Here is a 25,885-nt window from a genome sequence, read left to right as displayed (position 1 = left end):
CTGAGCACCTTGGCCGCGCTTACTGATACCGCAACGCATCAATCGGTTTCAATTTAGCGGCACGATTGGCCGGATAGAAGCCGAAGAAAACCCCAATCGCGGCCGCCACGCCAAAGGCCAGCAGCATGGAGCTGAGGGTAACAATTACCAGCAGCTCAAAGGCCATTGCTGCGGCATAGGCCCCCGCAATGCCAACGCCAACACCGATGAAACAGCCCACCAGTGAAATTAAGATTGCCTCCAGCAAAAACTGCATGCGGATAGCGTTTGGCCGTGCGCCGATAGCCATGCGAATGCCGATCTCGCGGGTGCGCTCGGTCACCGACACCAGCATGATATTCATGATGCCAATACCGCCCACCAGCAGGGAAATACCGGCGATGGCCCCCAGCAGCAGCGACAAAATGGCGGTGGTTTCGGCCGCCGTCTTGGCAATGGCCGTGAGGTTTTGCAGCGTAAAGTCATCCTCTGCCTCGGCACTGAGGCGATGGCGCTGACGCAATTGATCGCGCAGGTCTTGTTCGACTTGTGGCATCACCGCCTCGCTTTCCGCCTGCACCATAATTAAGCGCACGGAGTTGCGAAAGCGACTGCCGGAGAGCTTGCGCTGCGCGGTGGTGATGGGGATGACGACGGTGTCGTCCTGGTCGCGGCCATCGAGGCTTTGGCCTTTGCTACCCAGCACGCCGATAACCTGAAACGGGACGTTACGAATGCGCAGCGTCTCGCCAATGGGGTCGTTGTCGCCAAACAAATTGCTGGCGACTTGCTGGCCAATCAGTGCCACCTGCGCCGCCGATTGCAGCTCAGGCGTATCAAAGGCATAGCCGGACGTTACCACCCAGTCGCGTAAGCCGAAGTAGTCGGCGTTGCTGCCAATGATGGTGGTGTTCCAGTTCTGTGTGCCGTAAATCACCTGCGCGTTGGACTGCACAACCGGCGCCACGGCAATGACATGGCGCGTGTTTTTCAGTGCCGTGGCATCTTCTACCGTGAGGTTGGGCGCACTGCCAAAACCGGTCCGAACACCGTTCGAGCTGGTGGCGCCGGGCAGAATGATGAACAGATTCGAGCCCATGCTTTTGATGGACTGTTCAATACGCGCTTGCACGCCCTGACCAATAGCAAGCATGGCAATGACCGAGCCGACGCCAATGATCATGCCGAGCATGGTCAGGAAGCTGCGCAGGCGATTGGCTTTGAGCGCGAGCAAGGCTTCGCGCAGCATGACGAGCATCATGGCGTGCTGCCCTCAGTTAGCATCGTGCTGCTGTGCGATGCCGCCATAAGGCCTGTGGCGGTGTCGCCATCCCACGCCTTGTGGCCATCCACGAGTCGAATTAAGCGCGAGGCATGTGCCGCAATATCCGGCTCATGGGTGACTAAGACCAAGGTGATGCCTTCATCCTGATTAAGGCGTTTAAACAGCTGCATGATCTCGTCGCTGGTGTGCGTGTCGAGGTTGCCGGTGGGTTCGTCGGCCAGAATCAGGGCGGGCCGATTCACCAGCGCGCGAGCGATGGCGACACGCTGTTGCTGACCTCCGGAGATTTGCCCGGGTAGGGCGTTTAGGCGCTGACCCAAGCCGACTTTGGCGAGCATGTCGGCAGCGCGTTGTTTGCGTTCAGCGAGGGGCACGCCGGCATAAATCAGCGGCAGCGCCACGTTGTCTAGCAGCGTGCTGCGCGGCAATAAATTGAAGCCCTGAAAAACAAAGCCAATGTAGCGGTTACGAAGATCGGCCAAGGCATTGGTGTCGAGTGTATTAACTGTTTGACCTGCCAGCGCAAAGTCGCCGCCACTGGCACTGTCGAGACAGCCCAGAATATTCATGAGAGTGGATTTGCCGGAGCCAGAGGGCCCCATCACCGCCACAAATTCGCCAGCCTCGATGAGCAAGTCAATGCCATGCAGAATACGCACCGGCCCCAGCCCACTGGGATAGTCCTTTACCAAGCCTTGCAGTCGGATGACGATGGTCATCAATCATTCATCCGGAATTTCATGCCCTTTTTGGCGATTTCTTCCGAGCTAAGCGCCTGTTCAATCACCACCTTGTCGCCAACGGTTAGCGTGCCACCGGTAATTTCGGTGAACTGACGGTCGGTAATGCCAAGGCGAACACGGACGGCTTTTAAGCCCTCCGGCGTGTGAATCCACACTTTGCCCTGCTGGCGCGTGCCGCGTGCTTTGGGTGAGGGTTTGGTGTCGGCAGCCTTGGCTGGCTCAGCGTTGTCCTGCGGCACTAACTTGGCATTTTCTGGAGGACGAAAGCGCAGGGCAGCGGTAGGTACACGCAAAACATTTTTTTTGCTTTGGGTGTTAATGGTGACGTAGGCCGTCATGCCCGGTAACAGGATTTGATCGGGGTTTTCCACGGCAATGACAACGGCATAGGTCACGACGTTTTGTTCAGTTTTCGGGTTGAGCCGAACTTGTTTTACCACGCCATCAAAGTTGCGATTGGGGTAGGCATCAACGCGAAATTGCGCGGCCTGACCCACGCGAATGTCGCCAATGTCGGACTCGGTAAAGTAGGCATCAATCACCATTTCACGCAGATCTTTGGCGATTTTATACAGCTCGGGCGTCTGAAAGCTGGCGGCCACGGTTTGGCCAACATCCACTGCACGCAGTACCACCACGCCAGAGACCGGCGAACGAATCACGGAGTAGCTGAGGTTGACGTGATCGCGTTGCACTTGCGCACGGGTCTGCGCGACACGGGCCTCGGCTTCGCGCAGGGCTTGCCGGCTTTGATCTAACTCCTGCGAGGAGGCAAAGCCTTCTTTAGCCAAGGGCTGTATGCGTGACCAGTTGCTTTGTGCCAGGGCGAGGGAGGCTTGGGCACTGGTGAGGTTGGCGCGCGATTGCGTGAGCTGTGCTTGCAAGAGGTCGTCATCGAGCTGCATCAGTATCTGGCCGGCCTCCACACGATCATTAAAGTCGGCGCTATAGGAACGCACGATGCCGGATACCTGTGTGCCTACCGACACCAGCGTGACCGGGCTGAGTTGGCCGTTGGCGGCGACGCGCTGCGAAATGTCACCGCGATCGACGGCTTCGCTGCGATAACGCAGACCATCATCGCCCCCGCCACAGGCTTTTAGCCCGATGGCGAGCACCAGGAAAACGACAAGGCTTGCGCCTAACCAGCGTCGGCGAGCCGGCGTTAAAGCGATCATGGATGCATCTCCAAAGTGGCGTCGCGCACCAGTAAGCCACTGGCTTGCGCCAACGACAGGCGGGCACTGGCAAAATCAAATCGAGAGGTTGCGTGTTGTTGTTGCGCTTCAGCCAGGTTGCTTTGCGCCGTCAGCACATTGAGTAAATTCCCGAGTCCGGCGCGATAGCGGGCGAGGGCGGCACGATTCGATTCCGTGGCGGCCGTGAGCAGACTGTCGGTGGCATCGATACGCGCTCGTGCGGTGTTCAATTGCTGCCACGCTAACCAAACATCTAAGCTCACCTGCTGCTGAATTCGCGTTAACTCAATGTCTTGCTCGGTGCGTTGCGAGGCGGCCAAGGCGTTTAGATGGCGTTGCTGAAAGCCGGTAAATAGCGGGAGCGTCGCGGTGAGTGCCAGCTGCCCACCGTCGCGTTGGCTGAGTTCATTGCGGTCGCTGGCGGTGGTGGCACTGAGTGTGAGCGAGGGCCTAGCCTGAGCGGCAATGCGATCCAGCTCGGACTGACTCGCGTCCAAGCGTCGCTGCTGCGCAATAAGGTCAGGCCGACGCGTTTGCGCGAGCGTCATCAGCTGTGAAAGCTGGGGAGGCTGAGCGCTTGCTTGTTGCCTTAACAAGTCTAATTCCTGCTCACGAAAATCCAGGCGAATCACCGTGTCTGCCGGGTATCCCGCCACTATCGCTAACTGGCCCGCACTGGCAGCAAGTTCGCCTTCGCGTTGAATCAGTATCAGTCGCGCCTGTGCTAAGGCGGTTTCCGCTTGGAGTTCATCTTCCCGCGTGGCTACACCGATTTGCTGACGCTGGCGTGCGGCTTTCGCGGTTTCTTCGGCGGCTTGTAGTGAACTGGCTGCAGCCGTGACGCGTGCCCCTGCACTGAGGTGATTGAACCAACTTTGCACGGCGTTTAGAGCCACCAATTGACTCAGGCGATCTTGATTGGCTTGTAAGGCCGCCAAGGTTTGCTGGGTACTGTCGAGATTGGCGCGTCGGCCGCCAAAATCCCAGAGTAGCCACTGACTACTCAAGGCTAAACGCGTTTGCGGATCAGCGCCGGGCAGTGCGCTATCGCCGAACGACTCGCCGATGCTGGCAGTGGCATCCAGGGTGGGGTAATAGGCCGAGCGAGCGATGCCGACACGCTCGATTTGACTGCGGCTGCGTTGCCAGGCCGCGCGCGTGTCCGGATTAGCACTGAGACTACGATCAATAAATTGAGCCAGGTTCATCTCGGCCGGAGGCGACAGGGGTGCGGGGGCAGTGGCCCAGCTTAGGCTCGATGTAAGTAGGAGGCAGATAGTGGCGAGCCGCATGGTGAACCTCAGTGTGTAATAGCGAAACCTTAGCACGCGTGTGGGTACGTTGAGCATAAACAGACGCTATGAGGGGGTGCGCGTTGACGCAACTGGTGCAATGAACGCGGAAAAATCAGGTCAGATGTGATATGTTATAAGGTAACAATATCTACCGGAGAAGTGCATGCAGCCTTCAGATAGTCGTTTGCCCGTTACCGTGTTGTCTGGATTCTTAGGCGCGGGCAAAACCACCGTGCTTAAGCATCTGCTTGAACAGCAGCGCTCGCTGCGCTTGGCGGTGATCGTCAACGACATGAATGAAATCAATATTGATGCTCGCTTGATTCGAGAGCAGGGGGCATTGCATCAGGGGCAGGAGCGACTGGTCGAAATGTCTAACGGCTGCATTTGCTGCACCTTGCGCGAGGACCTGTTGATTGAGGTGGCGGAGCTGGCCAAGGCTGGGCGCTTTGATTATGTCTTGATTGAATCGTCCGGTATTTCGGAGCCTTTGCCCGTGGCTGAAACATTTACGTTCCGGGATGAACTCGGTGTTTCGCTGTCGGACTTAGCGCGACTCGACACCTTAGTGACCGTCGTCGATGCCCTGTCATTTCCACAGGAATACTTGGCGGCCAATACGCTCCTCGACGTCGGCGCGACCACCGATGATGAGGACATTCGCAATGTGAGCAACCTGCTCACGGAGCAAGTCGAGTTTGCCAATATCATCTTGGTGAATAAAACCGACTTGGTGTCTCCAGATGACTTAAAGGCCTTGATGGCCGTGCTAAGGCACTTAAATCGTAGCGCCCGCATCATTCCGATTGAGCAAGGTCGGGTAGATAACGACGCAGTCTTTAACACGGGCTTGTTTGATTTTGAGCAAGCTAGCCAGTCGGCAGGTTGGTTGGCTGAGCTGCGTGGCGAGCATGTGCCGGAGTCAGAGGCGTATGGCATTGAGTCGTTTGTGTACCGAGCGCGCCGCCCATTTCACCCCGAGCGCTTTTGGCAATTTCTTCACACCCCGTGGCCGGGCGGTGGACGCTTGCTACGCAGTAAGGGCTTATTCTGGCTCGCCAGCCGTTATGAAGCAGCGGGTGAGATTGCACAGGCTGGCGGGATTTTGCATTACGGTGCGGCAGGTCATTGGTGGGCCTCGGTCGCGCCGGAGCACTGGCCGGAAGACGAGGCCTCGCGCGAAGCAATCTTGGCCGAGTGGGATGCTGAGGTAGGCGATTGCCGACAAGAGATCGTGTTTATTGGCCAGTCGTTGGATACGAAAAATGCCATAGATATACTTGATGCCTGCCTACTCACCGATGCTGAAATGCAGATGGGGCCCGAAGCCTGGGCTGCGCTGTCGGACCCCTTCCCGCAATGGCTGTTAAAAAAGCCGAGCTGAGTGCGAGGGTTATGGGGTTCTGCGCTGCCCGAGTGCGGCGCGCAGAGCCTCTTCTAGACTCGCTTGGCGAAACTCATAGCCTGCCTGCAGCAGGCGGCTAGGGATAACGCGCTGGCCGTCTAGCAGCAGCGTAGACATTTCGCCCATGGCCAATTTCAGCACGCTGGCGGGCAATCGAATAAATGCGGGGCGGCGAAGCAGCTTTGCCAGCGTTTGCGTGAACTCGGCATTGGTAACAGGCCGAGGCCCCGTGGCATTGAACGCACCGTTGAGCGACGTATCGTGAAGTAATCGCAAGATAATCTGCACGATATCGGTCAGCGATACCCACGACAGGTATTGCTGGCCGGTGCCTAAGGGGCCCGCGATGCCTAAGCCAAAGAGCGGCAGTAGCTTTCGTAAAAAGCCACCGCCGGCACCCACAACAACCCCGGTTCGCAGAAGGCAAACGCGCACGCCGTGGGCTTCGGCTGCGGCTGCAGCACGCTCCCAGCTCTGGCAGAGTTCGTGGACATATTCGACATGAGGTAAGGCACCTTCTTCCAACACTTTATCGCCTTGGCTGCCGTACCAGCCTATGGCGGAGCCAGAAATGAGCACGGCGGGTTTGGATTTCGCGCTGGCGATCCATGTCACCAGAGACTCGGTGAGCGTGAACCGGCTGTCATACAAATCGCGCTTGCGTTGGCTGGTCCACGGCTTGTCGGCAATGCCTTCGCCCGCAAGGTTAATCACGGCGTCGTAACGGTCTTCGGGGGTCAGTTCCGCAAGGGTGCCAATGACACGAAGGTGGCCGGCAATAATGGCATCCTGATGCTTCACCGCGAATTTTGCGGGGCGACGCGTTAGCACGGTAACGCGATGGCTAGCGCCGTATTCGCTGGGGTTAAGCAGCGTTGGTAACAACAGGCTGCCGATAAAGCCGGTGCCTCCGGTGAGCAGAATATTCATGGCGTCTTCGCTTTGGCGTTTTAGAATGAGGCCAGTCTAGCGACAGCCAGAGAAAATAGGGAAGGGGACAGGGCGTGATGTTTACACATGCAGAACTCAGAAGGGTGATATGACGATTGCCACCCAGGTCATCACTGGCTTTTTAGGCGCCGGTAAAACCACCTTAATTTCGGCGCTGCTGGCTCTTAAGCCCGCTAATGAGCGCTGGGCCATTATTGTGAATGAGTTTGGTCAAATAGGTATTGATCAGGTGGCCTGGGCGAAGTCTGGTGTGTGGCTAAGAGAAGTTCCCGGTGGTTGTATCTGCTGCACGCAAAATCTTCCCCTGCAAATTGCTTTGGGCCAGGTCATTGCCGAGCCCGGCATCACGCGCTTACTCATTGAACCGACGGGTCTGGGGCATCCCAGTGAACTCTTGCAGATGTTGCGTGAGCCGCATTGGCAGGCTTATTTGAAGCCCGCCGCAACGCTCTGCGCCATTGACGCGAGGCAGCTCAGTGAGCCGCGCTTTACCGAACATGAGGTGTTTAACGCGCAGATCGATGTGGCCGACGTATTGGTGTTTACCAAGGCGGACGTGCTTAGTGACGACGCTCGCGAGCAGGCCATTGCGCTGGCTGAGCAACGCCAAAAGCCGCTGCAATTTGCACAGCCGGGGCAGGTAGCCTTGGCGTGGTTGGATGCGCCGCTGAAAACACCCGTCACCGTGCGACGCTCTCTGCTGCATTTGCGGCCAGCAGCTTCAGCCCAAGCCGTGGAGCTGCCACCGCAAACACCGCCATTTCACTACCACGAGCAGCGCCAGGGCCAAGCCGTGGGCGGCTGGATTTTCCCCCCAAGCTGGCAGTTCCAGCACGACCCTTTACTCACCATCTTATTGTCGTGGCGAGTGGCAGAGCGCGTTAAGGGGGTATTCCACACCGATCAAGGTTGGGTTTTCTTTAATGCGACCGGACAGGATCTGAGCATTAAAAGCTCAGAGTATCGCGCGGATAATCGTGTGGAAATCATCAGCTTAAGCGAGCTGGATTGGCCGGAGCTCGAACAGGCTTTACTGGCCTGTCGAGTCATCAGCGAGTCAGACTTAGCGGCGGCGACTGACTAGCAGGCCCGCGACCAATAAGAGGGCGCACAGGGCCAAAATCGGCTGCACACCGAAGCGTTGCCAGAAGGTGAAGCCTTGCGCGGGATAGACCTCGCCACGAAGCACGGCGGTAACGAAACGTGGCGCCTGAGTCACTACTTTGCCTTGGTCGTTAATAATGGCCGTGATGCCGTTATTCGTGCCGCGAAGAATATAGCGCCCGGTTTCCTTAGCGCGCATACGCACCATTTCAAAATGTTGATCTGGGCCAATGGAGCGACCAAACCAGCCGTCATTGCTGATGGTAGTGAGGAAGGCCGCGGGTTTAGAGAGGCGCTGAACCAACTCAGGGTATGCAATCTCATAGCAAATAAACGGGGCCATGGGCTGCGCCTTAACGAGTAGCGGCGCCTGCTTGCTGGGGCCCCAGGTAAAGCTCGACATGGGCAAATCAAAAAATGGAATCGCGCCGCGCAGCCAGTCTTCAAAGGGAATGTATTCGCCAATCGGGACCAATTGCTGCTTGTGGTACAGGCCTAAGCCATCGCCCATGGCGGCAATGCTGTTGTAAAACAGCACGCCCGTGCGCTCCTTGTTCCAAGTGGCGTAAGGGATGCCCGTGACGAAAGCTGAGCCTTTTTTAAGGGCATCATTTTCGATGTCCGCGAGTACATCCTGTGCCTCATGCGCAAACATGGGGATGGCCGCTTCTGGCCACAGCACGATGTCGCGACCCCACTCCTGTGCAGACAAGTCGCGATAGATTTTCACGGTTTTGTCGCGCCACTCCAACGCCCACTTGGACTCTTGCGGAATATTGCCCTGAACCAAACTGACCGACATGGCCTGGCTACGGTCAACCTGAGTCCACGCGATAGGGTTGAGTAGGCCGCCGCCTATCCAAATCACGCCCAAGGTCACTAAAGGCAAATAGGCCTTTTTGCCTTCCCGCACGATCTTGAACAGGGCAATGCCGGTAATGCCGGCCGCCAAGCTCACCCCATACACGCCAAACAAGGGCGCCCAACCCGCGATGGGGGTGTCGATAAAACCATAGCCGGTCATGAGCCACGGGAAGCCCGTGAGTACCCAGCTGCGCAGCCACTCACCCACCACGAGGAGCGCCGGTAAGGTCAGCCAGGCCAGTCTGTCCAATTTAAAGCGGGCATAGAGCCAACCCAGCGGAAGAAAGAGTAGCGCCATTAAGGCAGCCACAAAGGTCAACAACGCCAGTGCCAACGGCCATGAGGTATTGCCAAAGTCATGCATGGACACGACCAGCCAGCTACCCCCGTGCAACCACAGGCCGAAGCCAAACAGGAAGGTGGTTTTTGCGGCACGGCGAGGGCTTTGGCCCTCCAGCAAGTCGGCGAGCAGGCCAATGCCCAGCAGAGCTACCGGCCACCACGTTAAGGGGGCGAGCGCCAAGGGCATGAGCGCACCGGCGATCAGTGCCAGCCAAAATGCCGCCGGCGTTGGCCGCACGGCGTGCATGAGTTGAGACAAACGGGACATGGGGCGAGGCTCGTGGGCTGGTTAGCTGGGTTCTACTTTGAGTAGACGTATCGTGCGCGAATCCGCGGCGAGGATGGTGAATTTCCAGCGTTCCAACACGATCTGCTCATCCTTTTCCGGCAGGCGCTCAAAACCATTGATCACGATGCCCGCGATGGTATCGAAGTCGTCGTTGTTGAAGCGGCTGCCAAAGTGCTCGTTAAAGTCGGCAATTGGCGTCAGCGCCTTCACCACCCATTCTTTTGGGCCGGTTTCGCGAATCAGCACGTCTTCGTCGTCTTCGTAATCGTGTTCGTCGTCAATCTCGCCCACGATCTGCTCCAGCGCATCTTCGAGGGTAACCAGACCAGCAATGCCGCCGTATTCGTTAACCACAATCGCCATGTGACTCTTCTTGCTGCGGAACTCGCGGATGAGTTTGTCGAGGTGAGTCGACTCCGGCACATAGAACGCGGGGCGCAGGTAATCCTTCAGGGCAATGCGGTCGCGCCCATCAAGGATGAGTTTTAGCAAGTCTTTCGCAAAGAGAATGCCCAGCACTTCATCGGGGTTGTCGGCCGCCAGCACCGGAAAACGAGAGTGTGCAGACTCGATCAGGCCTGGTAGAAACTCACGTAATTCATCATCACTGCGAATAGCCACCATCTGGCCGCGCGGGATCATGATTTCGCGGACTTGCCGCTCCGAAACCTGCAGCGTGGACTCAATGATATGCAGCGCTTCAACATCCATCAGGCCGCGCTTGGCAGCATCACGGATCACGGCAATCAGATCATCACGCGTTTCCGGTTCGTCGCTCCACACATCGGTGAGTCGGCTTAACCAGGATTTCGGACTGTCGCCCTCGTTCATTACGGTAGTTCCCTTGGTGTGACTAAAGTGGGGGTATCGCTGGGCTCGTCATCGTAGGGGTTTTCCCAGCCCAGCGTGGCCAAAATGGCGATTTCTAATGGCTCCATACAGGCAGCATCTGCTGCCTCAATATGGTCGTGGCCGAGCAAATGCAAGACCCCGTGAACGGTCATATGCGCCCAGTGCGCCTGCAGTGACTTGCCCTGCTCTTCGGCTTCACGAGCAACCACATCGGCACAGATGGCAAGGTCGCCCAAAGGAATTTCTTCCAGCTCGGCGATTAGCTCAGGGGGTAGGTCGGAAGGAAAAGACAACACATTGGTCGACTTGTCTTTGCCCCGGTAATCACGATTCAGCGCCTGGCTTTCGGCTTCGCTCACAATTCGAATATCGATGCTTACCGACTGCTCGGAGCGGCCAGCGGCACGCAGCGTAGCGTCTGCCCAGGCCTGAAAATCGGCTTCTTTTGGCAGGCTGGCGATGAGCTCGGAGCGGCTCAGCAGCGTCTCATCAATATCCAGCCACAGGTCCAAGCTCATGTTCGCTCCGGTCGCGGGGGCTGCTTCGCGTCCCACTTTTCGTAAGCATCCACGATGCGCATGACGAGCGGATGACGAACCACATCGCGGGAGGCAAAGTGCGTGACGTGAATGCCATCCACACCCTCTAGCACTTTCAAGGCTTGCGATAAGCCAGACGGCTGCCCACGCGGTAAATCCACTTGGGTAATGTCGCCGGTAATGACGGCCTTAGAGCCAAAGCCCAGGCGCGTTAAGAACATTTTCATTTGTTCCGGCGTGGTGTTTTGGCTTTCATCCAAAATAATAAAGGCATGGTTTAGCGTGCGGCCCCGCATATACGCCAGCGGAGCCACTTCAATCACTTCGCGATCAATGAGCTTGGCCACGCGCTCAAAGCCGAGCATTTCGTAGAGTGCATCGTAGAGCGGGCGCAGATACGGATTGATCTTTTCGGACAAATCGCCGGGTAAAAAACCCAGCTTCTCGCCGGCTTCAACCGCAGGGCGCACCAACAAAATGCGGCGAACCTGGTCGCGCTCCAGCGCATCCACAGCACATGCAACCGCTAGATAGGTCTTACCCGTGCCAGCAGGCCCCACCCCGAAGCTAATGTCGTGACTCAGAATTTGCTCAACATAGCGTCGTTGATTCACACCACGCGGGCGTATGGAGCCTTTTTTGGTGATGAGCACCGGGCCGTCATCAAGACCTTCCGCCACGATTGCCGTGCGTCGTGCCTGATGCCCGGAGGAGGGCGTGGCCGAGGCGTTATCGGCGAGTTGGCTCAGCGCAATTTGCAAGACCAAATGCACGGTCTCGGGGGCGAGGGTATTGCTGGTTTCCGTTTCGTCGTAGAGGCGCAACAACACTTCTTCCGCCAGGCGTGCCGCGGGCTCATCGCCGTGCACCACACAGGAATACCCGCGCTGATTGATTTGCACTTGTAAGCGCTGCTCAATCAATTTGATGTGCTCATTCATTTCGCCGCAAAGCAACGCCAAACGGCGTGGGTCTTCGGGCGTTAAGGGCAACTTGCGGTGACTGGTCGTCGGGGTATTCAAAGTGATGTGGGGCTCAGGCCGTAAAGGAATGCAGGATAACTGAAAGTGCGGGAAGCGTCATAACCGGCTGCATAAACAGATCCGTGACAGACGAATGTTGGGTCTGATACTGTCGGCGCAATGACTTTGCGGTCATAAAAATATAACAAGAGGACTCATCCATGCCGACACTTGCGAATGCTGCTCCGGATCAAATTGATCGTCCTCGTCATTTGATTAGCGCTCAGGCGTCTACGTTGGGCTGGGCCTTATCGCTGTCGATTCGCCCGTTGGCAACCATGGCGGCCTACTCCCCGCAATCCATGATGAATATTCGGCGCATTTTCCGCATGACCGGCGCGGTGCTGTCGCACCTGCCCAAAAACGTCAGCATCACCCCCATGCTGACGCCAGAAGTGCGAGGCGAGTGGGTGTGCGCGCCCGAAGCGGTGAAATCAAAACAGGTCGCGTTGTACTTGCACGGCGGTGGCTACTTCTTTGGGGCTGCCGCCATGCACCGTCAAATCACCTGGCGCACCTCACGGGCATTGGAGCGTCCGGTGCTGGCCATTGATTATCGCCTGGCCCCCAAGCACACCTTTGAAGCGTGGCGCGATGATGCCGTGCAAGCCTACGAGTACTTGCTCAACCGGGGTTATGCCGGTGAAGACATTGTGGTGGGTGGCGACTCGGCGGGCGGCCATCTCACTCTTGTGCTGCTGCAAACCTTGCGTGATCGCGGCCTGCCACTGCCCAGCGCAGCCATCTGTATTTCGCCGTGGACGGACCTGAGCTGCGAGTCGCCCTCCATTCGTGATAACGAACGCCGCGACCCCATGATTCCTGCGCCGACGCTGCGAACCTTGTCGCAGTTTTTGCTACGCGACCGTGACCCCTACGACGCCTTGGTCTCGCCGCTGCATGGCGACTTCACCGGCCTGCCGCCCATGTTCATTATTGTGGGCAGTACCGAGGTGCTGCGTGATGACTCGCGCCGTCTGGCGGCCTGCGCGCAAGCGGCGGGCGTGCCGGTGCGCTACGAAGAGTGGCATCGCATGCCGCATGTGTTCCCTATTTTCGCCGCGATATTGCCCGAGGGCCGCAGTGCATTCGAGCATATCCGCGAGTTTGTGCGCGGTGTAGACGTGCAGAGAAAAGCACGCGCGGCGTGACGGCGAATGGCGCAAACAGGTAGCATCGCGCCATGAACTCACCTGCCCAGCAAAAAGCCCCTGAAGTCACCCGCGCTGAACAAAAGCGCGTGCGTGATTTACACAGCAAAAAAGGTCGTCGCGAACACAATGCCTTCCTCGTGGAGGGAGGCAAAAGTGTGGCCGAGCTACTCGCCGCCGACTGGCCTGTTCTTGCCGTTTACGCCAGCCACGAAGCAGCCCCAGACCTGCGGGATGCCACCGCGCGTCGCGGCATGCGCTTGCACGAAGTGAGTGCCAGCTTGCTCACCAGTCTCAGCACCTTTGAAAGCAACGACAGCGCACTCGCCATTGCCGGCCAGCGCGCCTGGCCGCAGCAGGCTTTGCGTGCGGGCGAGTTAACGCTGGTGCTCGACGACATTCGCGACCCCGGCAACCTCGGCACCATTCTGCGTTTGGCCGACTGGTATGGCGTGACGCAAGTGGTGTGCTCACCCACCACGGCGGAATGGCAGGCACCGAAAGTGATTGCCGCCAGCATGGGCTCGTTCCTGCGGATGCCGCTGCTGGTGCGCGAACTGCCCGACTTTCTCGCGCAGGCCCGCGCCGAGGGCGCTGACGTATTAGGGGCGGTGCTTGACGGCGAGAATACCCATCGCCTGCGCCAGCCCGTGGCGAAAACGGCAGGTGCGGTGCTGGTCATTGGCAATGAATCGCATGGCCTGAGCGCGGAGGTGCAAGCGCTGCTCACACGGCGGTTAACCATTCCGCGCTTTGGTCAGGCGGAGTCGCTGAATGCCGGCGTGGCGACGGGGATTTTGCTGGATGGCTGGCGAAGAGGCTAATTGAGAGAAACAACCATGATCCTGCACCACTACGCATTATCTCCCTTCTCGGAAAAGATTCGCGCCATGCTCGGCACGGCCCATCTGCCCTGGCAGTCGTGCATCACCCGCGAGCTGCCGCCCCGCCCCGTATTGGCGGCGCTGGCCGGTGGCTATCGCAAGATTCCGGTGGCGCAGATCGGTGCTGACATCTTCTGCGACAGCCGCGTCATCGCCAGTGAAATCGCTGCGCTGAGCGGTATGCCGGAACTGGCGCTGGAGTCGGCAGACGGTGCCACTCAGGCCTACGCGAACGCGACCGACCTGTATGTGTTCATGGATGTGCTGACCGCATCGGCCACGCTGACCGCCGCCCGCAAGATGCTCGCCACGATGTCGGTCCGTGACTTTGTCGGCTTCTTTGTCGATCGTATTCGCATCGGTACCAAAGCCAAGGTCAAGGCGGGTAATCCGCGTCAGGCCAAACAGCGCGTGCAGGCGCATCTGGCGGCCACGGAGCAGCGTCTGCAACAGCAGCCCTATCTCTTCGGCCAGCAAGCGACCTACGCCGATTTCTCGACCTACCACAGTCTCTGGATGGCTCGCGATGTGGCCGAATGGCCGGCGCTGAAAGCCTATCCTTTGGTCATGGCCTGGATGCACAGGTTGCAGGCTGTCGGGCAGGGGCATCGAACAGAAATCAGTGCCGGGCAGGCGCTCAAGATCGCTCGCGATGCCACGCCTCGCGCTATCGCGGTGGAGCATCAGCAAGACGCAAAGATCGGGCAGCGGGTTAGCATCGCGCCATCCGACTATGCCCGAGATGCCACGGTTGGCCGCTTGGTTGGCGTTACCCCTACGCGCTGGATCATCGCCCGCGAAACCCCAGATTTGGGCACCTTGCATGTGCATTTCCCACAAACCGGCTACGCGCTGCGTGACGTTGCAGAGAGCCACTAGGAGTTCTTGTTATGCCCTACGTAAACATTAAAGTGACGGACGAAGGCGTGACCCCAGCGCAGAAGGCCGCGCTCATTCACGGTGTAACGAAATTGCTTCAGGACGTGCTGAATAAAAACCCCGCCACGACCGTGGTGGTGATTGACGAGGTGAATACTGATAACTGGGGCATTAGTGGTGAGCAGGTGACGGAGCTACGGAAACAGGCGGCTTTAAAATAAGCGTGAAAGCTTTTGGGTATGCGTAAAGATTTCGGGCGAGGGCTGACTCCTTTCGACCCGAAGCGGACGAATGAGGTTGCTCAACCAAGTTGTTATATGACAGTAAGTTCGTCATGATAAGCACTATACAAAGCTAGAATGGCTAATGAGTCATGCAATTCCATCCTTAGATTGTCAATGTGCGATGTATAAATAGTCCCACAGAGCAGGGTGGGCTGAACTAGATGGCAGGGAGTGCAATGCTTGCTTTTAAAAAAATTTTATATCCTAAAGGCTTGTCACGTCACGGTGCTTTCTACTTAGTAGATTTGACCTCAAATTTAACTTAGACGTCACTACAAAAATTCCGTCTCTTTACTTGAATAAATAAAATCTTCCTTAATCATAGGCAAAGGCAAAAAATGACAAAATCAAGCCCTACGGAAAAGACTTTAAACCTTTACCCTATCGATTATCCATTTGAGACGCTTTCTGCGCGAATTAGCTCGAACCCAACAAAGCTGAAACTAGATCCAGACTTCCAAAGAAAGTATAAATGGGACAGAGAGGGATGGGAGAGAGCCTCGCGATTTATAGAATCATGCTTAATGCGAATCCCTCTTCCGGCATGCTATTTTGCAGAAAATTTAGACGGGACTCATCTTGTAATTGATGGTGTGCAGCGCCTTACTACAATTCAGAAGTTTTTTAATGACGAATTCGCTCTTGAAGGATTAACGGCTTTCAAAGAGCTAGAGGGGAAAAAGTTCTCTCAGCTGGGAGGGCATCGGGCAGAATTAGAGGCAACCACAATTCGATGCATTATTCTCAGAAAAGAAAATCCAGAGCATCTAATTCAAGAAATTTTCTCAAGGCTAAATCAAGGCGCAGTTAGGTTGTCTGACCAAGAGATTCGGCACGCCATATATCCTGGCCCGCTTAACAATCTATTGCTTGAGCTTGCAATTACGCCGATCATCTCCGACTTCGGAAATACAACCAAAGACTCAAGGGAGGGAGAAGAGTTGGTTTTGCGATTCTTCGCCCTACGGGATGACCTTGCTAGCTATGAAGGCCGACTCTCGAAATTTCTCGATTCATACATGAGAGAAAATTCGAACGCCTCAGAGGCAAAAATTGCCAAATTAAAGTCATCCTTTAACTGCACAATTGAAATTTGCCAGCAGGTATTCGGAGAAACCGTTTTCGCTGATACAACAAAAAACAAACCCCGTCAAAGCATAGTTCATTACGACTTGCTAATGAATAGCCTCTCTAAATACAAGAAGACTCAAATTAAAGGAAAGGAGGCAAAAATTCAAGAAGCGTTTCGGGAGCTTTGCAAGAAGCCAGAATTTCAAAAAACACTCTCTGGCGGAATTCAAAATAAAATCTCGATTTTAAAGCGCCGAGAGCTCTGGGAGAAAATTCTCAAGCCGATAGTGGTGTGATCATGGATTTGAATAAAGGGGCTGGGGCATTCAAGGATGGGCTGCTTGAGCTCGAGGCAATGGTTAAACAAACAGAGCTAGCAGTTATCGATGATAAAAATAAAATACCACTGATAACTGATAACGTCAATTTTTTCACTAAATCATTTCTTATTTCAGCATGTGCTCACTTGGAAATGTGCATCAAGGAAATAATTTTTGAGTTAGCTAATGAGATCGATGCGAGGCTTTCTTCTATCTCGATTCCGGCTGCAATATTAGAGTGGCGATTTAATATAAAGAAAAAACCCGAATTGGCGCTCGCCAAGAGTCTACTGAGCGTAAAAATGACCAAAAAAGAAATCGACGACTTGGTTTCTGGTAACGTATACAAAACGAAAGATGCCTTGGCTTTGTTTGGCATAGATTTGGGGGATGAAAAAGACCAGTGGGATTTTTGGAAGGATGCCATTCAAACAATAGTGACTCGGCGAAATAATATTGTTCATCACAATGATGATGCATCTGATATATCTCTCGGGGACATAAAAATTTATATTAGAAAATTAATTGAATATATTGATTTTATTGTTAATGCATGCCTCGTGCAGAGCTTCAAATTAAGCGCTGAAATTGTGCGCAAAACTGCCTAATTTGAGTCGAGCGGACGCCAAAAATAGCCATGGCTTCCGTACCTAAAATTCTCTGGTATCGCTTGCTTTGGGTGCTGACGGTCTGCTCCTGGCCGGATTCGGTCAGAAGTAGAAACTCAACACCCAAGTTAACGAACTGTAAAGCAAAGGATTTACGTACCTGTTGAACGCCGAGTTAGGCATATGTCGCGCTCAGTGCAGCCATAGTTCGGCGAAGAGAACGAGACGCCCATCGGATACGTATTTTATGGCTGGGCTCATGCCATAGTATGGCCGTTGTTTGCCAGCTGAAGAACTGTATAAGGTCAAGAACATCCTTCACCAGTACGGGAAGGCCGTTGAGTTCCAAAGACCAACCTTTGGGTGTGTAGTGAATGAATTCATTTCGGAAATCATTGAGGCTTTCGAAGCTTGCGTCTTGTGCCGCTGTAGATTTAAACGCAACGGTACCGCAGTAGTTAAAGTTCTCCGGTGCTTTGCATTTCGCATATAGGTTGAGAAACCTATCGAGCTTGTCATCGGGAAGAGGCTTTTCTTCACGGTAAGTCTTGAGCCACTTGGCTGCCAAGTTGTCCGGCATGGCTAAAAGACCATTTCCGTTCCACAGCGCTAGGACCATGAACCCTTGGGCTGCGTTGTGGAGTGAAATCAGCACCCACTTCCAGCAGTAGGGATCATGTGCTAACTCCTTTGCCAGCCGTGCTGCCCATTCCAGTGAACGTAAGGCTTCCACATGCTCGCTGGTTCGAAGGTACTTAGCCTCGCTCATACAGATGCCTAACGTGGAAGTGAGCGGACTGGGCGGCTTTTCGCGCATGTCCGCTCGACCGCATGGTTAGAGCTGCTTTTCAACTGACGAGACCTTTACATTTAGATTTTCGATGGCCTTGATGATTTTCTCATCTTCGTTCTTCAGCAGTTCTGAATATTTTTCAATGTTGCTCTTGGCTTCACTCTCGCCGTAAGAAATACTCCTTCTAATTGAAATCAATTCGTCCATCGCTTTCTGTTGGGCAGAAAATAATTGACTTCTATATACAAGCTCTCTTTCGTGAAGTTGCTTTACCTCGGCAGAGAGCGCGGCAATTTCCTTTTGGAGGATTGGATCAGAACCAATCTTTGGCGGGAAAAACTCAACTGCTCGGTGAGTAACTAAGCCAGCAACGGTTAATCCAGCGATCCAAGCGAGAACAAAACCAACGATCAACATAAGTGCACGGACTGGTAACCGTGCAATGAGTTCTTTCAACACTATTTGCATGTACTCAGTTCTCGTTAAACAGATCTAACTGGGTTTATACAGCAATCACTGCTGTGTAATAGGTTTTGGTTGCTGCATAACATCGAAGGGCGAGGAAAGACTTCAGCCGTTTCAACGGATTAAAAACCTGACACAGCACTCATTGCCGAAAAATACTGCAAAAATTCCACTGTTTGAGCATGCCAGCGCTGAGCAACTCTGGCAATCGCCAATGACAACATCGAAGTCCAATCTGTCCACTTCGGGTCGAAAGCTGACTTTCACCCAAGCTTCCACCACCCTAATAAGCTCACCAGTTCGTTAAATAATCCAACCGCCCTCATCACTCAAACCTAGCCCACAAACTCCGCAATCACCCTCGCCAATTCCACCGGCTGCTCCATCGGTATCAAATGCCCGGCATCGATCACGCTATGCGTTGCGCCGGGAATTTCATCAGCCAAAACCTGTGACAGTGCCCTGGGCACCATTTGATCTTCACGGCCCACAATGACCCGCGTACGCGCCTGAATCTGCGCCAGCTCGGCCCGAATATCCACGCGGGCGTCGAGGTCGGCCTGGCGTGCCATGCCGTTCCAGTTCGTGAATTTCACGATGGCCGCAACGCGCTTTTCCAGCACGGCGGTGGGTTGGCTGTTAAGCCACTGCGGGCTGCATCCGGTGAGCAAGATAAAGCGTGCCATCAGGGTGTGATCGCTCGCGATGAGTTCGCGCCACAGTCCAAATTGCAGTTCGCTGCGGCTGTCAGTTCCACCGGCAAAACCGGCGACCAGCACCAACGAGCGCACCCGCTGGGGGTGCCGCGCTGCGAGTGCTGCGGCAATGACTGCGCCCAAGGAATAACCAACTAAATCGAGGGTGGTTTGTCCGCAGGCATCGGCCACGGCAATGACTTGCGTCACCAGCTCGTCAAGCTGAAGGGCTTCGTTCAGGTCGGTGGTTTGGCCGGAGCCGGCATAGTCGGGGCAGATCACGGTGTGCGTTGGGGTGAGGTGCCGGAGCAACTGGCCCCAGTGCGAGAAGCCGTCGCCGCCGGTGCCGTGCAGCAGCATCAGTGCCGGGCCGTTGCCCTCGACGGTGTAGTGAACACGGGCGTTGGCGGTGTGGGCGAATGGCATGGAGGGCTCGATGTTAAAGTTAATGATGGAGTGGATAGTAGCTATTTCCGGGCGAGCTGCGGAATCGTTGTCTAAACTCTTGTGATGGCATTGCAATAATAAATTATTGCAACTAATAATGGTTGCTATGGCAGGAAGCCAACATGACCAAATCAGAAAAATTGCAGCAACGACTGCTGGATGTTGAGCGGGCATTTACTTGGCAGGAGCTGAGAGCGTTATTGTTGCAGTTGGGCTATGTGCAGCACGAAGGCGCGGGTTCGCGAGTCAAGTTTGATAATGGCAATCCTGACCACTTGTTGAGCCTGCACAAGCCTCATCCAGGCAACGAGCTGAAACGATATGTGCGGCGACAGCTGATTGAAAAGCTGCGCTCGGGAGGTCTGATTTCATGACAAAACTGATGCAATACAAAGGCTATTACGGCTCTATCGACGCCAGCCCGGAAGATGCCTGTCTCTATGGCAAGCTCGAGTTCATTGCGCCCTTGGTGAGCTATGAGGCGGAGACGGTGCCTGCTCTGGTCGCGGCCTTTCAAGCTGCCGTGGATGACTTTCTGGCGACCTGCGAGCAGCAAGGCAAAACGCCAGATACACCCTGCAAGGGGTCATTCAATGTGCGGGTGGGGCATGAGCTGCACATGCAGGCGGTAATTGCGGCGCGAGAGGCGGGGGTGTCGCTCAATGATTTCGCTCGACGAGCCATTGAGCGCCAGATTTCACTCAGGCCCTCAGCGCGCCTCGTGCCAGAGCGGAATGCGTCCGCTGGGCAGGCCTAAGCCGACCTGTGCTTCGGCATCCGATTCCACCCACAGCGGCGCACCGGCGCGCAGGGCGTTGATGGATTCGATGCCATCCACGAGCACATCGGCGAAGCGGCCAATCAGCGAGGCATCGCCGGGGAAATGAATCCAGCGGGTGTTTTCTGCAATGCCCACGAGGTAGCCGAGGTAGCGCTTGGACGGGCGGTCCACCAGCACACGCTGCACAGTGCCCATCATGGCGTCGGTTTTTAGGCCGGTATTGCGCGCAATTTGCGTCTTTAAAATATTCAGTCGCGTTTTCTTAACCGAATCGGGTGTGTCGTCGGCCATTTCCGCTGCAGGCGTGCCCGGGCGCTTCGAGTAAACAAAGCTGTAGGAATGGTCGAACTCCACGAACTCGATGAGATCCATGGTGTCTTGGAAGTCCTGATCGGTCTCGCCGGGAAAGCCAATGATGAAGTCTGAGCTAATGAAAATGCCGGGCTTAGCGGCCTTTAAGCGGGTGATGATGTCGCGGTACACGCTAATTTCATGGTTGCGCTTCATGGCCGCCAAGATGCGATTGGAGCCACTTTGCACGGGCAAGTGCACATGCGCGGCCAGCTCGGGAACCTCGGCGTGGGCGGCTATGAGCTCATCGCTAAACTCCAGCGGGTGCGAGGTGGTGTAGCGCACGCGAGCAATGCCGGGCACGGCGGCAACGGCCCGCAGAAGTTCCGCGAAGGAGCAGAGGTGGCCTTCATGGTGCTCGCCGCGATAGCCGTTCACGTTCTGGCCCAGCAGCGTGACTTCACGAACGCCTTGACGCGCGACCTGTGCGACTTCGGTAATGACATCATCAAAAGGTCGCGAAATTTCTTCGCCACGGGTGTAAGGCACCACGCAGAACGAGCAGTACTTGGAGCAGCCTTCCATGATGGACACAAAGGCTTTGTGGCCTTCCACGCGGGGCTCGGGCAAAAAGTCGAACTTTTCATTTTCAGGGAAGCTGACATCAACTTGCGAGCGCTGCTGCAACAGGTGTTGATTCAGCATGTCCGGCAGGCGATGCAGGGTTTGCGGCCCGAATACCATGTCTACATAAGGGGCGCGCTCAAGAATGGCCTCGCCTTCTTGGGAGGCGACGCAGCCTCCCACGCCAATCACGAGGTCGGGGCGTGCGTTTTTCATGCGCTGCCAGCGGCCTAGTTCGGAGAACACTTTCTCTTGGGCTTTTTCACGAATGGAGCAGGTGTTGAGCAGAAGCACATCGGCTTCTTCCGGTATGGTGGTGCGGGTTAGGCCGTGCGAGCTCGCCAATAAGTCTGCCATGCGTGACGAGTCATACTCGTTCATTTGGCAGCCTTGGGATTCGATATAGAGCTTTTTTGCCATGTTGCAGTACTACCGATTTAGCCTGAGCGCGTCATTATACAGGTATGCTTGAAAGCGCGTGGAGGCGCGACGCTGAGTGCGTTAACGGCCTCCATTCCGTTCCATGTTGAGGAAATACAATGACGATATCCGCCCAGCGTCCCCTGAAGTCGTGGTGTTTGATGGCGCTTTATGCCTTTTCACTGACTGGCTCCACGATGGCGCGTGCCAATGATGCCGAATGGATCAATGCTCGCGCCGCTTTTCGTGCCGGAGACGAGGCTGCTTTAAGTCAGGCCAAAGTCGCCATGGCGGATTCGACCTTGGCGGTTTACGCGGATTTTTGGCAGTTGTGGCGGCAGGCAAAAGACAGCGACAGCGCGGCTATAGAGGCTTTTATTGCCCGGGATGAGCGTGATTTTCTCAGCGAAAAACTGCGTGGCGAGTGGCTGCGTCAATTGGCCAAAAAGGGCGAATGGGCAACGTTTCGTCAGCAGTTTGCGCGTTTACAAGACCCCAGCGAGCTGGAGCTGCAATGCCTCTATTGGCAGTCTGTGCTCGCCAATAACGAGCGCATCCCCAGCCCCGAGGCCAAGGCTTTGCGATCGTCGTTGTGGCTGACGTCTAAAGACTTGCCCAGCGCCTGTTCGCCAGTTCAGGCTGCTCTGCAAGCGCAGGGCGTGATTACGAGCGAAGATGTTTGGCTGCGCTTACGCCTGGCGCTTGAGGCGAATGCGGCCGGTTTGGCGCGGCATTTAATGCAAACCTTGGGGGGCGATTTAACGGCAGATGCACTGAAGGCGTTGCAAGCTGACCCAGCTGCGTTTATTGCCAAGGCCGATGTGAGCGATAGGGCGCAGCGCGAGCTGGTGGCCTATGCCTATGGCCGTTGGGCTCGCCTGGATCTCGCCGCTGCGAGTACGCAATTAACGGCACAAGCCGAGGCGCTGGCCGAGCAAGCACCAGTGGCCTGGCGACACGTCGCCCTGGCCGCAGCGCGGAGCTTCAATGCAAACAGCGAAACGTATTTCCAGCGCAGCGAAGCCGCATTCTGGCCAGACAATCATCGTGAAAATCGTCTGCGTTTAAGTGTTCGTTTCGGGGGCTGGACGCTGTATCAAACGCTGTATCAGGCCTTGCCTGCAGGTTTGCAGGATAGCCGTCCGTGGCTGTATTGGCAGGGCGTTGCCAGCAACGAGCTAGGTCAGAAGCGCGCTGCTCACTATATTTTCTTGCACCTGGCTAATGAGGACGATTACTACGGCCTACTGGCCGCTGAGCGGGTAGGCGATACATCGCACCGCGCCATCGCAGCCGGTGTGATGACAGCGAAAGCCGACGCCGACCGCCTAGCGAAGTCGCCCGGATTCCAGCGAGCGTTCGCGTTGCGCGCCTTGGGGCAGCGGTGGGAGTCGGTGAATGAATTTAATTGGGCGGTTAAGCAGGCCGATCAATCGCTGGTGCTAGCGGCGGCTCAGGCAGCTAATGACGTGGGTTGGTATGACCGAGCGATTTATGCTGCTGAGCAGGTGTCTGGCGTGGAGGCGGTGCGCCTGCGCTACCTCATGCCGTATCGCGAATTAGCCCTGACGCTGAGTGAAGAACGCTCGCTGGACTCCGCCTGGGTCTATGGCCTGATGCGTCAGGAAAGTCGCTTTGTGCCGAACGCGAGCTCGGTGGTGGGCGCCGGTGGCTTGATGCAAATCATGCCCACCACGGCGCAATGGATCAGCAATAAGTTGGGCGTGCCCTATCAAGCAGAGGCGGTGAATGACCCGGAGCACAATATTCGCATGGGCACGTTCTACTTAAGCCATGTGCTAGAGGAGTTGGGGCATCCGGTGTTAGCGACGGCGGGCTATAACGCTGGGCCGCGACGGGCTCGCGAGTGGCAAAGTGACACCCCGCTAGAGGCCACGCGGTATATCGAAAGTATTCCGTTCTCGGAAACGCGGGACTACGCCAAGAAAGTCATGACCAATGCGGTGCATTACGCGCGCGCACTGGGGCAGGGTGAGACGCGTTTGAGTGCGCGTCTGGGTGATATTCCGCCGCGCCCCACCACGGTCATTGAGGGGCCTTAGGCATGACATCGGTTTTTCGTATTTTTGCGTTTGTGCTGGCCATTACCACGGGGCTGGTCGGGGTCGCGGTCTGGGCTAAGAAAGCCTATTCCGAGCCTGCGGAAGTGTTGCCGGTGTTGCGCTTGGGCGGCAATTTTGAGTTGCAGGATGATGCCGGTCGCTCGCGCCAGCTCAGTGAATGGCGTGGCCGATTCGTGCTGCTCAGCTTTGGCTTTACGCATTGCCCCGATGTTTGCCCCATGACCTTGGCGCGTTATCGCGCGGTGCTTAAGGCGCTGGGTAAGGAGGCGAACCTGCTTCAACCGATCATGATTAGTGTGGACCCCGCGCGGGATGCCGGTAAGGTCTTGGGCGATTATGTGCGCTACTTCGATCCGCGAATCGTGGGGTTAACGGGCGACCTGCCCACGCTGGCGGCAGTGCAGCGCTTATACGGCGCGCAAGTGGTGTTGTCGGCGCCGGGCGAGCCAGTATCGGTCAGTCACAGTGACTATTTGTATTTGATCGATGGCCAAGGCCAGACCCGTAAGCTCTTTGATCAGCAGGCGTCGGTTGCCATGATTGTTGAGGCGATTCAATTACTGCAGCGTGAGGCGGATGAGCGCTGATTTCCGGCCTTGGGCCGTCATCATGGAGTTGTCATGACTGTGTGCGTTAATCGAGGAAGGGGTTGGATTGCCAGCCTGTTGCTGGTGCTGAGTGCGAATGCGTCGGCGGCGATTCTGGCAGAGCAAGCCTGGATTCGCGAAGTGCCGCCACAGAGCCCGGTAGCCGCTGCGTTTGTGGCACTGACGAATACGGGTAAGTCGGCCGATCATATTGTGGCGATGGCCAGCCCGATGGCTGGGCGCGTGGAGTGGCACGACATGCGCCATGAGCACGGACGCATGGAAATGACGCAGCGACTGCGGCCCGAATTGCCAGCCGGCATCACGACACAGTTGGCGCCCATGGCGAGTCATTTGATGTTGTTGGAGCTTAAGCAGCCCCTGCGTGTGGGCATGAAAGTGCCGATTTTCCTTACCTTAGCTTCGGGGAAAAAACTGCGTGTGACGGCGATCGTTCGGGCGAGTGACTAATCACGGGTTTAGGTTTTTATTTGAGCTCGCGGCTGAGCATCAGGATGTGGTCATGCGATTGGGTTTTGCTTCGTCTCTTCAGTTAAGTTCGTCCTTGCCCGTCATGGCGATTTGCCTGACGTTTTTGGCGGGCTGTCAGCCTGCCGGTTCAGATGCTGGTTCAGATGCCCCTGCGGGCGCCAAAAAGCGGCCGCCGGCCAGTGTTGAAGTGCTGCCCGTGCGAAGTGACGCATGGCAATCGAGCTTCGCCACCTTGGGAACCCTGCGGGCGAATGAGTCCTTGGCCTTGCGACCAGAGGTGGCTGGTCGGGTCACGCGCTTGGGTTTCCAAGAAGGCGCTGCGGTACGGCGCGGCCAGCTCATGGTTCAGCTCGATGATTCGGCAGTTCGGGCCGAGTTAAACCAAACCTTAGCCAATGCGACCTTGGCTCAAGCGGATTTAATTCGGGCGCGCAGCTTGGCGGCCGAGGGCTTAATTGCAACCAACGAGTTGGAGCGTTTGCAGGCTCAGGCGGCAGTGGCACAAGCCGCCGTGGACAAAGCGCGTTCGGCATTGAGTAAAACACGCTTGCTGGCACCCTTCGATGGCCGTGCCGGTCTGCGCCAGTTCAGCCCGGGCGAACTGGTTCAACCGGGTCAGGCGCTGGTGACCTTGGTGTCGCTTTCACCCATGAAGCTGGATGTGTCGGTGCCGGAGCGCGAGGCATCCAGCCTGCGAGTCGGCCAAACGGTATTGGCCACTATTCCCGCCTTAAATAATCTGGCGGTGAGCGGTCAGGTGCAGGCCTTGGAGCCCTCCCTCGATGGCGCCGCGAGGGCTCAGCAAGTGCGCGTGCTGGTGGCGAATCTTGCCGGCAAATTGCAGCCAGGCTTGAGTGCGCAAGTGCGCTTCCTGCAAGCCCAGCCACGAACGGTTCTGCTCGTGCCGGATCAGGCCATCGTTCCACAGGGCGGGCGTCAGGTGGTGTATCGCCTAGAGGGTGAGGAAGCCGTGCTGACGCAGGTGGTAGTGGGTGAGCGTAAGGAGGGTCTCAGTGAGATTGTTTCTGGCCTGAAGCTAGGCGATGCGGTGGTGGTTTCCGGGCAGAACAAACTGCCCAAGCCGCGCCAAAAAGTGCGCGCCATTCCCTATGTGGATCAGCCCGTAGCAGGGCGCTGACG

General features: G+C 56.3%; 27 protein-coding genes. 14 read left to right on the top strand and 13 right to left on the bottom strand.

Annotated elements, in window-relative coordinates:
• Positions 1 to 19: 19 nt before the first annotated feature.
• Genes A8710_RS10850 through A8710_RS10835 form a run of 4 tightly spaced genes read right to left on the bottom strand, consistent with a single transcriptional unit; the run spans position 20 to position 4,414 of the window.
• Complete coding sequence (locus A8710_RS10850; RefSeq protein WP_068860451.1) at positions 20 to 1,240, bottom strand: ABC transporter permease; 1,221 nt, start codon at positions 1,238 to 1,240, stop codon at positions 20 to 22.
• Entirely contained in the window at positions 1,237 to 1,983 is a 747-nt protein-coding gene (locus A8710_RS10845; protein WP_068860449.1) for an ABC transporter ATP-binding protein, read from the bottom strand. Before A8710_RS10845 ends, A8710_RS10850 begins: the two co-directional genes overlap by 4 nt.
• On the bottom strand, positions 1,983 to 3,185 hold the full coding sequence (locus A8710_RS10840) for an efflux RND transporter periplasmic adaptor subunit (protein ID WP_068860447.1): 1,203 nt from the start codon (positions 3,183 to 3,185) through the stop codon (positions 1,983 to 1,985). Before A8710_RS10840 ends, A8710_RS10845 begins: the two co-directional genes overlap by 1 nt.
• A complete protein-coding gene (locus A8710_RS10835) occupies positions 3,182 to 4,414 on the bottom strand; it encodes a TolC family protein (protein ID WP_198341663.1) in 1,233 nt (410 codons plus the stop codon). Before A8710_RS10835 ends, A8710_RS10840 begins: the two co-directional genes overlap by 4 nt.
• A 250-nt stretch (positions 4,415 to 4,664) precedes the next feature.
• Between A8710_RS10835 and zigA the strand changes: the two genes are divergently transcribed.
• Entirely contained in the window at positions 4,665 to 5,885 is a 1,221-nt protein-coding gene (gene zigA / locus A8710_RS10830; protein ID WP_068860443.1) for a zinc metallochaperone GTPase ZigA, read from the top strand.
• Positions 5,886 to 5,894: 9 nt separating this feature from the next.
• Here the strand turns inward: zigA and A8710_RS10825 are convergent, their stop codons facing one another.
• Complete coding sequence (locus tag A8710_RS10825; RefSeq protein WP_068860441.1) at positions 5,895 to 6,836, bottom strand: TIGR01777 family oxidoreductase; 942 nt, start codon at positions 6,834 to 6,836, stop codon at positions 5,895 to 5,897.
• A 109-nt stretch (positions 6,837 to 6,945) separates the two neighbouring features.
• Here A8710_RS10825 and A8710_RS10820 point away from each other — a divergent pair, with 109 nt between their 5' ends.
• Entirely contained in the window at positions 6,946 to 7,941 is a 996-nt protein-coding gene (locus A8710_RS10820; RefSeq protein WP_068860439.1) for a CobW family GTP-binding protein, read from the top strand.
• Here the strand turns inward: A8710_RS10820 and lnt are convergent.
• Genes lnt through A8710_RS10800 form a run of 4 tightly spaced genes read right to left on the bottom strand, consistent with a single transcriptional unit; the run spans position 7,921 to position 11,869 of the window.
• Positions 7,921 to 9,435: an apolipoprotein N-acyltransferase gene (gene lnt, locus A8710_RS10815; RefSeq protein WP_068860437.1), complete on the bottom strand. Its 1,515-nt coding sequence runs from the start codon at positions 9,433 to 9,435 to the stop codon at positions 7,921 to 7,923. The genes A8710_RS10820 and lnt overlap by 21 nt on opposite strands.
• 21 nt (positions 9,436 to 9,456) lie before the next feature.
• A complete protein-coding gene (locus A8710_RS10810) occupies positions 9,457 to 10,287 on the bottom strand; it encodes an HlyC/CorC family transporter (RefSeq protein WP_068860435.1) in 831 nt (276 codons plus the stop codon).
• Positions 10,287 to 10,826, bottom strand: coding sequence for an rRNA maturation RNase YbeY (ybeY, locus tag A8710_RS10805; protein ID WP_082968811.1), 540 nt, complete (start codon positions 10,824 to 10,826; stop codon positions 10,287 to 10,289). The genes A8710_RS10810 and ybeY overlap by 1 nt, the downstream gene beginning before the upstream one ends.
• Positions 10,823 to 11,869 carry a PhoH family protein gene (locus tag A8710_RS10800; protein WP_068860433.1) on the bottom strand — a complete coding sequence of 349 codons (1,047 nt, stop codon included), beginning with the start codon at positions 11,867 to 11,869 and terminating at the stop codon, positions 10,823 to 10,825. Before A8710_RS10800 ends, ybeY begins: the two co-directional genes overlap by 4 nt.
• 161 nt (positions 11,870 to 12,030) lie before the next feature.
• Between A8710_RS10800 and A8710_RS10795 the strand changes: the two genes are divergently transcribed.
• The 6 genes from A8710_RS10795 (at position 12,031) to A8710_RS10770 (ending at position 17,066) form a co-directional block, all read left to right on the top strand.
• Positions 12,031 to 13,020, top strand: coding sequence for an alpha/beta hydrolase (locus A8710_RS10795; RefSeq protein WP_094078688.1), 990 nt, complete (start codon positions 12,031 to 12,033; stop codon positions 13,018 to 13,020).
• Between the two features lie 32 nt (positions 13,021 to 13,052).
• Positions 13,053 to 13,844 (top strand): TrmH family RNA methyltransferase, encoded by a 792-nt coding sequence (locus tag A8710_RS10790; protein ID WP_068860431.1) that lies wholly within the window; start codon positions 13,053 to 13,055, stop codon positions 13,842 to 13,844.
• A gap of 15 nt (positions 13,845 to 13,859) precedes the next feature.
• Positions 13,860 to 14,783, top strand: coding sequence for a glutathione S-transferase family protein (locus A8710_RS10785; protein WP_068860429.1), 924 nt, complete (start codon positions 13,860 to 13,862; stop codon positions 14,781 to 14,783).
• A gap of 11 nt (positions 14,784 to 14,794) precedes the next feature.
• Positions 14,795 to 15,004 (top strand): tautomerase family protein, encoded by a 210-nt coding sequence (locus tag A8710_RS10780; protein ID WP_068860428.1) that lies wholly within the window; start codon positions 14,795 to 14,797, stop codon positions 15,002 to 15,004.
• A gap of 401 nt (positions 15,005 to 15,405) precedes the next feature.
• Positions 15,406 to 16,434, top strand: coding sequence for a DUF262 domain-containing protein (locus tag A8710_RS10775; RefSeq protein WP_082968810.1), 1,029 nt, complete (start codon positions 15,406 to 15,408; stop codon positions 16,432 to 16,434).
• Positions 16,435 to 16,436: 2 nt separating this feature from the next.
• The gene (locus tag A8710_RS10770; RefSeq protein WP_068860424.1) at positions 16,437 to 17,066 is read left to right on the top strand and encodes a HEPN domain-containing protein; all 630 of its coding nucleotides are present in this window, start codon (positions 16,437 to 16,439) and stop codon (positions 17,064 to 17,066) included.
• A gap of 175 nt (positions 17,067 to 17,241) precedes the next feature.
• Here A8710_RS10770 and A8710_RS10765 read toward each other — a convergent pair whose 3' ends face one another.
• The 3 genes from A8710_RS10765 to A8710_RS10755 all read right to left on the bottom strand — a co-directional run bounded on the left by A8710_RS10765 (position 17,242) and on the right by A8710_RS10755 (position 19,445).
• Positions 17,242 to 17,883: a hypothetical protein gene (locus A8710_RS10765; RefSeq protein WP_068860417.1), complete on the bottom strand. Its 642-nt coding sequence runs from the start codon at positions 17,881 to 17,883 to the stop codon at positions 17,242 to 17,244.
• An 18-nt stretch (positions 17,884 to 17,901) separates the two neighbouring features.
• The gene (locus tag A8710_RS10760; protein ID WP_068860415.1) at positions 17,902 to 18,327 is read right to left on the bottom strand and encodes a hypothetical protein; all 426 of its coding nucleotides are present in this window, start codon (positions 18,325 to 18,327) and stop codon (positions 17,902 to 17,904) included.
• A gap of 332 nt (positions 18,328 to 18,659) precedes the next feature.
• Entirely contained in the window at positions 18,660 to 19,445 is a 786-nt protein-coding gene (locus A8710_RS10755) for an alpha/beta fold hydrolase (RefSeq protein ID WP_068860413.1), read from the bottom strand.
• 143 nt (positions 19,446 to 19,588) lie between these two features.
• Between A8710_RS10755 and A8710_RS10750 the strand changes: the two genes are divergently transcribed.
• Entirely contained in the window at positions 19,589 to 19,840 is a 252-nt protein-coding gene (locus tag A8710_RS10750) for a type II toxin-antitoxin system HicA family toxin (protein WP_068860411.1), read from the top strand.
• Complete coding sequence (locus A8710_RS10745; RefSeq protein ID WP_068860409.1) at positions 19,837 to 20,223, top strand: type II toxin-antitoxin system HicB family antitoxin; 387 nt, start codon at positions 19,837 to 19,839, stop codon at positions 20,221 to 20,223. Before A8710_RS10750 ends, A8710_RS10745 begins: the two co-directional genes overlap by 4 nt.
• Here the strand turns inward: A8710_RS10745 and miaB are convergent.
• Positions 20,176 to 21,582 carry a tRNA (N6-isopentenyl adenosine(37)-C2)-methylthiotransferase MiaB gene (miaB, locus tag A8710_RS10740; RefSeq protein ID WP_068860407.1) on the bottom strand — a complete coding sequence of 469 codons (1,407 nt, stop codon included), beginning with the start codon at positions 21,580 to 21,582 and terminating at the stop codon, positions 20,176 to 20,178. The genes A8710_RS10745 and miaB overlap by 48 nt on opposite strands.
• Positions 21,583 to 21,701: 119 nt before the next feature.
• Here miaB and A8710_RS10735 point away from each other — a divergent pair, with 119 nt between their 5' ends.
• Genes A8710_RS10735 through A8710_RS10720 form a run of 4 tightly spaced genes read left to right on the top strand, consistent with a single transcriptional unit; the run spans position 21,702 to position 25,883 of the window.
• Entirely contained in the window at positions 21,702 to 23,645 is a 1,944-nt protein-coding gene (locus tag A8710_RS10735; protein ID WP_082968808.1) for a lytic transglycosylase domain-containing protein, read from the top strand.
• A gap of 2 nt (positions 23,646 to 23,647) precedes the next feature.
• Positions 23,648 to 24,253: an SCO family protein gene (locus A8710_RS10730; protein ID WP_068860403.1), complete on the top strand. Its 606-nt coding sequence runs from the start codon at positions 23,648 to 23,650 to the stop codon at positions 24,251 to 24,253.
• 33 nt (positions 24,254 to 24,286) lie between these two features.
• Positions 24,287 to 24,724 (top strand): copper chaperone PCu(A)C, encoded by a 438-nt coding sequence (locus A8710_RS10725; protein ID WP_068860401.1) that lies wholly within the window; start codon positions 24,287 to 24,289, stop codon positions 24,722 to 24,724.
• A 52-nt stretch (positions 24,725 to 24,776) separates the two neighbouring features.
• Positions 24,777 to 25,883: an efflux RND transporter periplasmic adaptor subunit gene (locus A8710_RS10720; protein WP_068860399.1), complete on the top strand. Its 1,107-nt coding sequence runs from the start codon at positions 24,777 to 24,779 to the stop codon at positions 25,881 to 25,883.
• Positions 25,884 to 25,885 lie beyond the last annotated feature (2 nt).

Source organism: Perlucidibaca aquatica (assembly GCF_001676655.1).
Taxonomy (GTDB): Bacteria; Pseudomonadota; Gammaproteobacteria; order Pseudomonadales; family Moraxellaceae; genus Perlucidibaca; species Perlucidibaca aquatica.
The sequence above is the reverse complement of the archived record's forward strand: the minus strand, read 5'-3'. Positions and strand labels throughout refer to the sequence as shown.

Bases quoted from the DNA above. Each gene is read 5' to 3' on its own strand.
- A8710_RS10850 (WP_068860451.1), bottom strand. From the start codon at position 1,240: ATGATGCTCGTCATGCTGCGCGAAGCCTTGCTCGCGCTCAAAGCCAAT.
- A8710_RS10845 (WP_068860449.1), bottom strand. From the start codon at position 1,983: ATGACCATCGTCATCCGACTGCAAGGCTTGGTAAAGGACTATCCCAGT.
- A8710_RS10840 (WP_068860447.1), bottom strand. From the start codon at position 3,185: ATGATCGCTTTAACGCCGGCTCGCCGACGCTGGTTAGGCGCAAGCCTT.
- A8710_RS10835 (WP_198341663.1), bottom strand. From the start codon at position 4,414: ATGAACCTGGCTCAATTTATTGATCGTAGTCTCAGTGCTAATCCGGAC.
- zigA (WP_068860443.1), top strand. From the start codon at position 4,665: ATGCAGCCTTCAGATAGTCGTTTGCCCGTTACCGTGTTGTCTGGATTC.
- A8710_RS10825 (WP_068860441.1), bottom strand. From the start codon at position 6,836: ATGAATATTCTGCTCACCGGAGGCACCGGCTTTATCGGCAGCCTGTTG.
- A8710_RS10820 (WP_068860439.1), top strand. From the start codon at position 6,946: ATGACGATTGCCACCCAGGTCATCACTGGCTTTTTAGGCGCCGGTAAA.
- lnt (WP_068860437.1), bottom strand. From the start codon at position 9,435: ATGTCCCGTTTGTCTCAACTCATGCACGCCGTGCGGCCAACGCCGGCG.
- A8710_RS10810 (WP_068860435.1), bottom strand. From the start codon at position 10,287: ATGAACGAGGGCGACAGTCCGAAATCCTGGTTAAGCCGACTCACCGAT.
- ybeY (WP_082968811.1), bottom strand. From the start codon at position 10,826: ATGAGCTTGGACCTGTGGCTGGATATTGATGAGACGCTGCTGAGCCGC.
- A8710_RS10795 (WP_094078688.1), top strand. From the start codon at position 12,031: ATGCCGACACTTGCGAATGCTGCTCCGGATCAAATTGATCGTCCTCGT.
- A8710_RS10790 (WP_068860431.1), top strand. From the start codon at position 13,053: ATGAACTCACCTGCCCAGCAAAAAGCCCCTGAAGTCACCCGCGCTGAA.
- A8710_RS10785 (WP_068860429.1), top strand. From the start codon at position 13,860: ATGATCCTGCACCACTACGCATTATCTCCCTTCTCGGAAAAGATTCGC.
- A8710_RS10780 (WP_068860428.1), top strand. From the start codon at position 14,795: ATGCCCTACGTAAACATTAAAGTGACGGACGAAGGCGTGACCCCAGCG.
- A8710_RS10775 (WP_082968810.1), top strand. From the start codon at position 15,406: ATGACAAAATCAAGCCCTACGGAAAAGACTTTAAACCTTTACCCTATC.
- A8710_RS10770 (WP_068860424.1), top strand. From the start codon at position 16,437: ATGGATTTGAATAAAGGGGCTGGGGCATTCAAGGATGGGCTGCTTGAG.
- A8710_RS10765 (WP_068860417.1), bottom strand. From the start codon at position 17,883: ATGCGCGAAAAGCCGCCCAGTCCGCTCACTTCCACGTTAGGCATCTGT.
- A8710_RS10760 (WP_068860415.1), bottom strand. From the start codon at position 18,327: ATGCAAATAGTGTTGAAAGAACTCATTGCACGGTTACCAGTCCGTGCA.
- A8710_RS10755 (WP_068860413.1), bottom strand. From the start codon at position 19,445: ATGCCATTCGCCCACACCGCCAACGCCCGTGTTCACTACACCGTCGAG.
- A8710_RS10750 (WP_068860411.1), top strand. From the start codon at position 19,589: ATGACCAAATCAGAAAAATTGCAGCAACGACTGCTGGATGTTGAGCGG.
- A8710_RS10745 (WP_068860409.1), top strand. From the start codon at position 19,837: ATGACAAAACTGATGCAATACAAAGGCTATTACGGCTCTATCGACGCC.
- miaB (WP_068860407.1), bottom strand. From the start codon at position 21,582: ATGGCAAAAAAGCTCTATATCGAATCCCAAGGCTGCCAAATGAACGAG.
- A8710_RS10735 (WP_082968808.1), top strand. From the start codon at position 21,702: ATGACGATATCCGCCCAGCGTCCCCTGAAGTCGTGGTGTTTGATGGCG.
- A8710_RS10730 (WP_068860403.1), top strand. From the start codon at position 23,648: ATGACATCGGTTTTTCGTATTTTTGCGTTTGTGCTGGCCATTACCACG.
- A8710_RS10725 (WP_068860401.1), top strand. From the start codon at position 24,287: ATGACTGTGTGCGTTAATCGAGGAAGGGGTTGGATTGCCAGCCTGTTG.
- A8710_RS10720 (WP_068860399.1), top strand. From the start codon at position 24,777: ATGCGATTGGGTTTTGCTTCGTCTCTTCAGTTAAGTTCGTCCTTGCCC.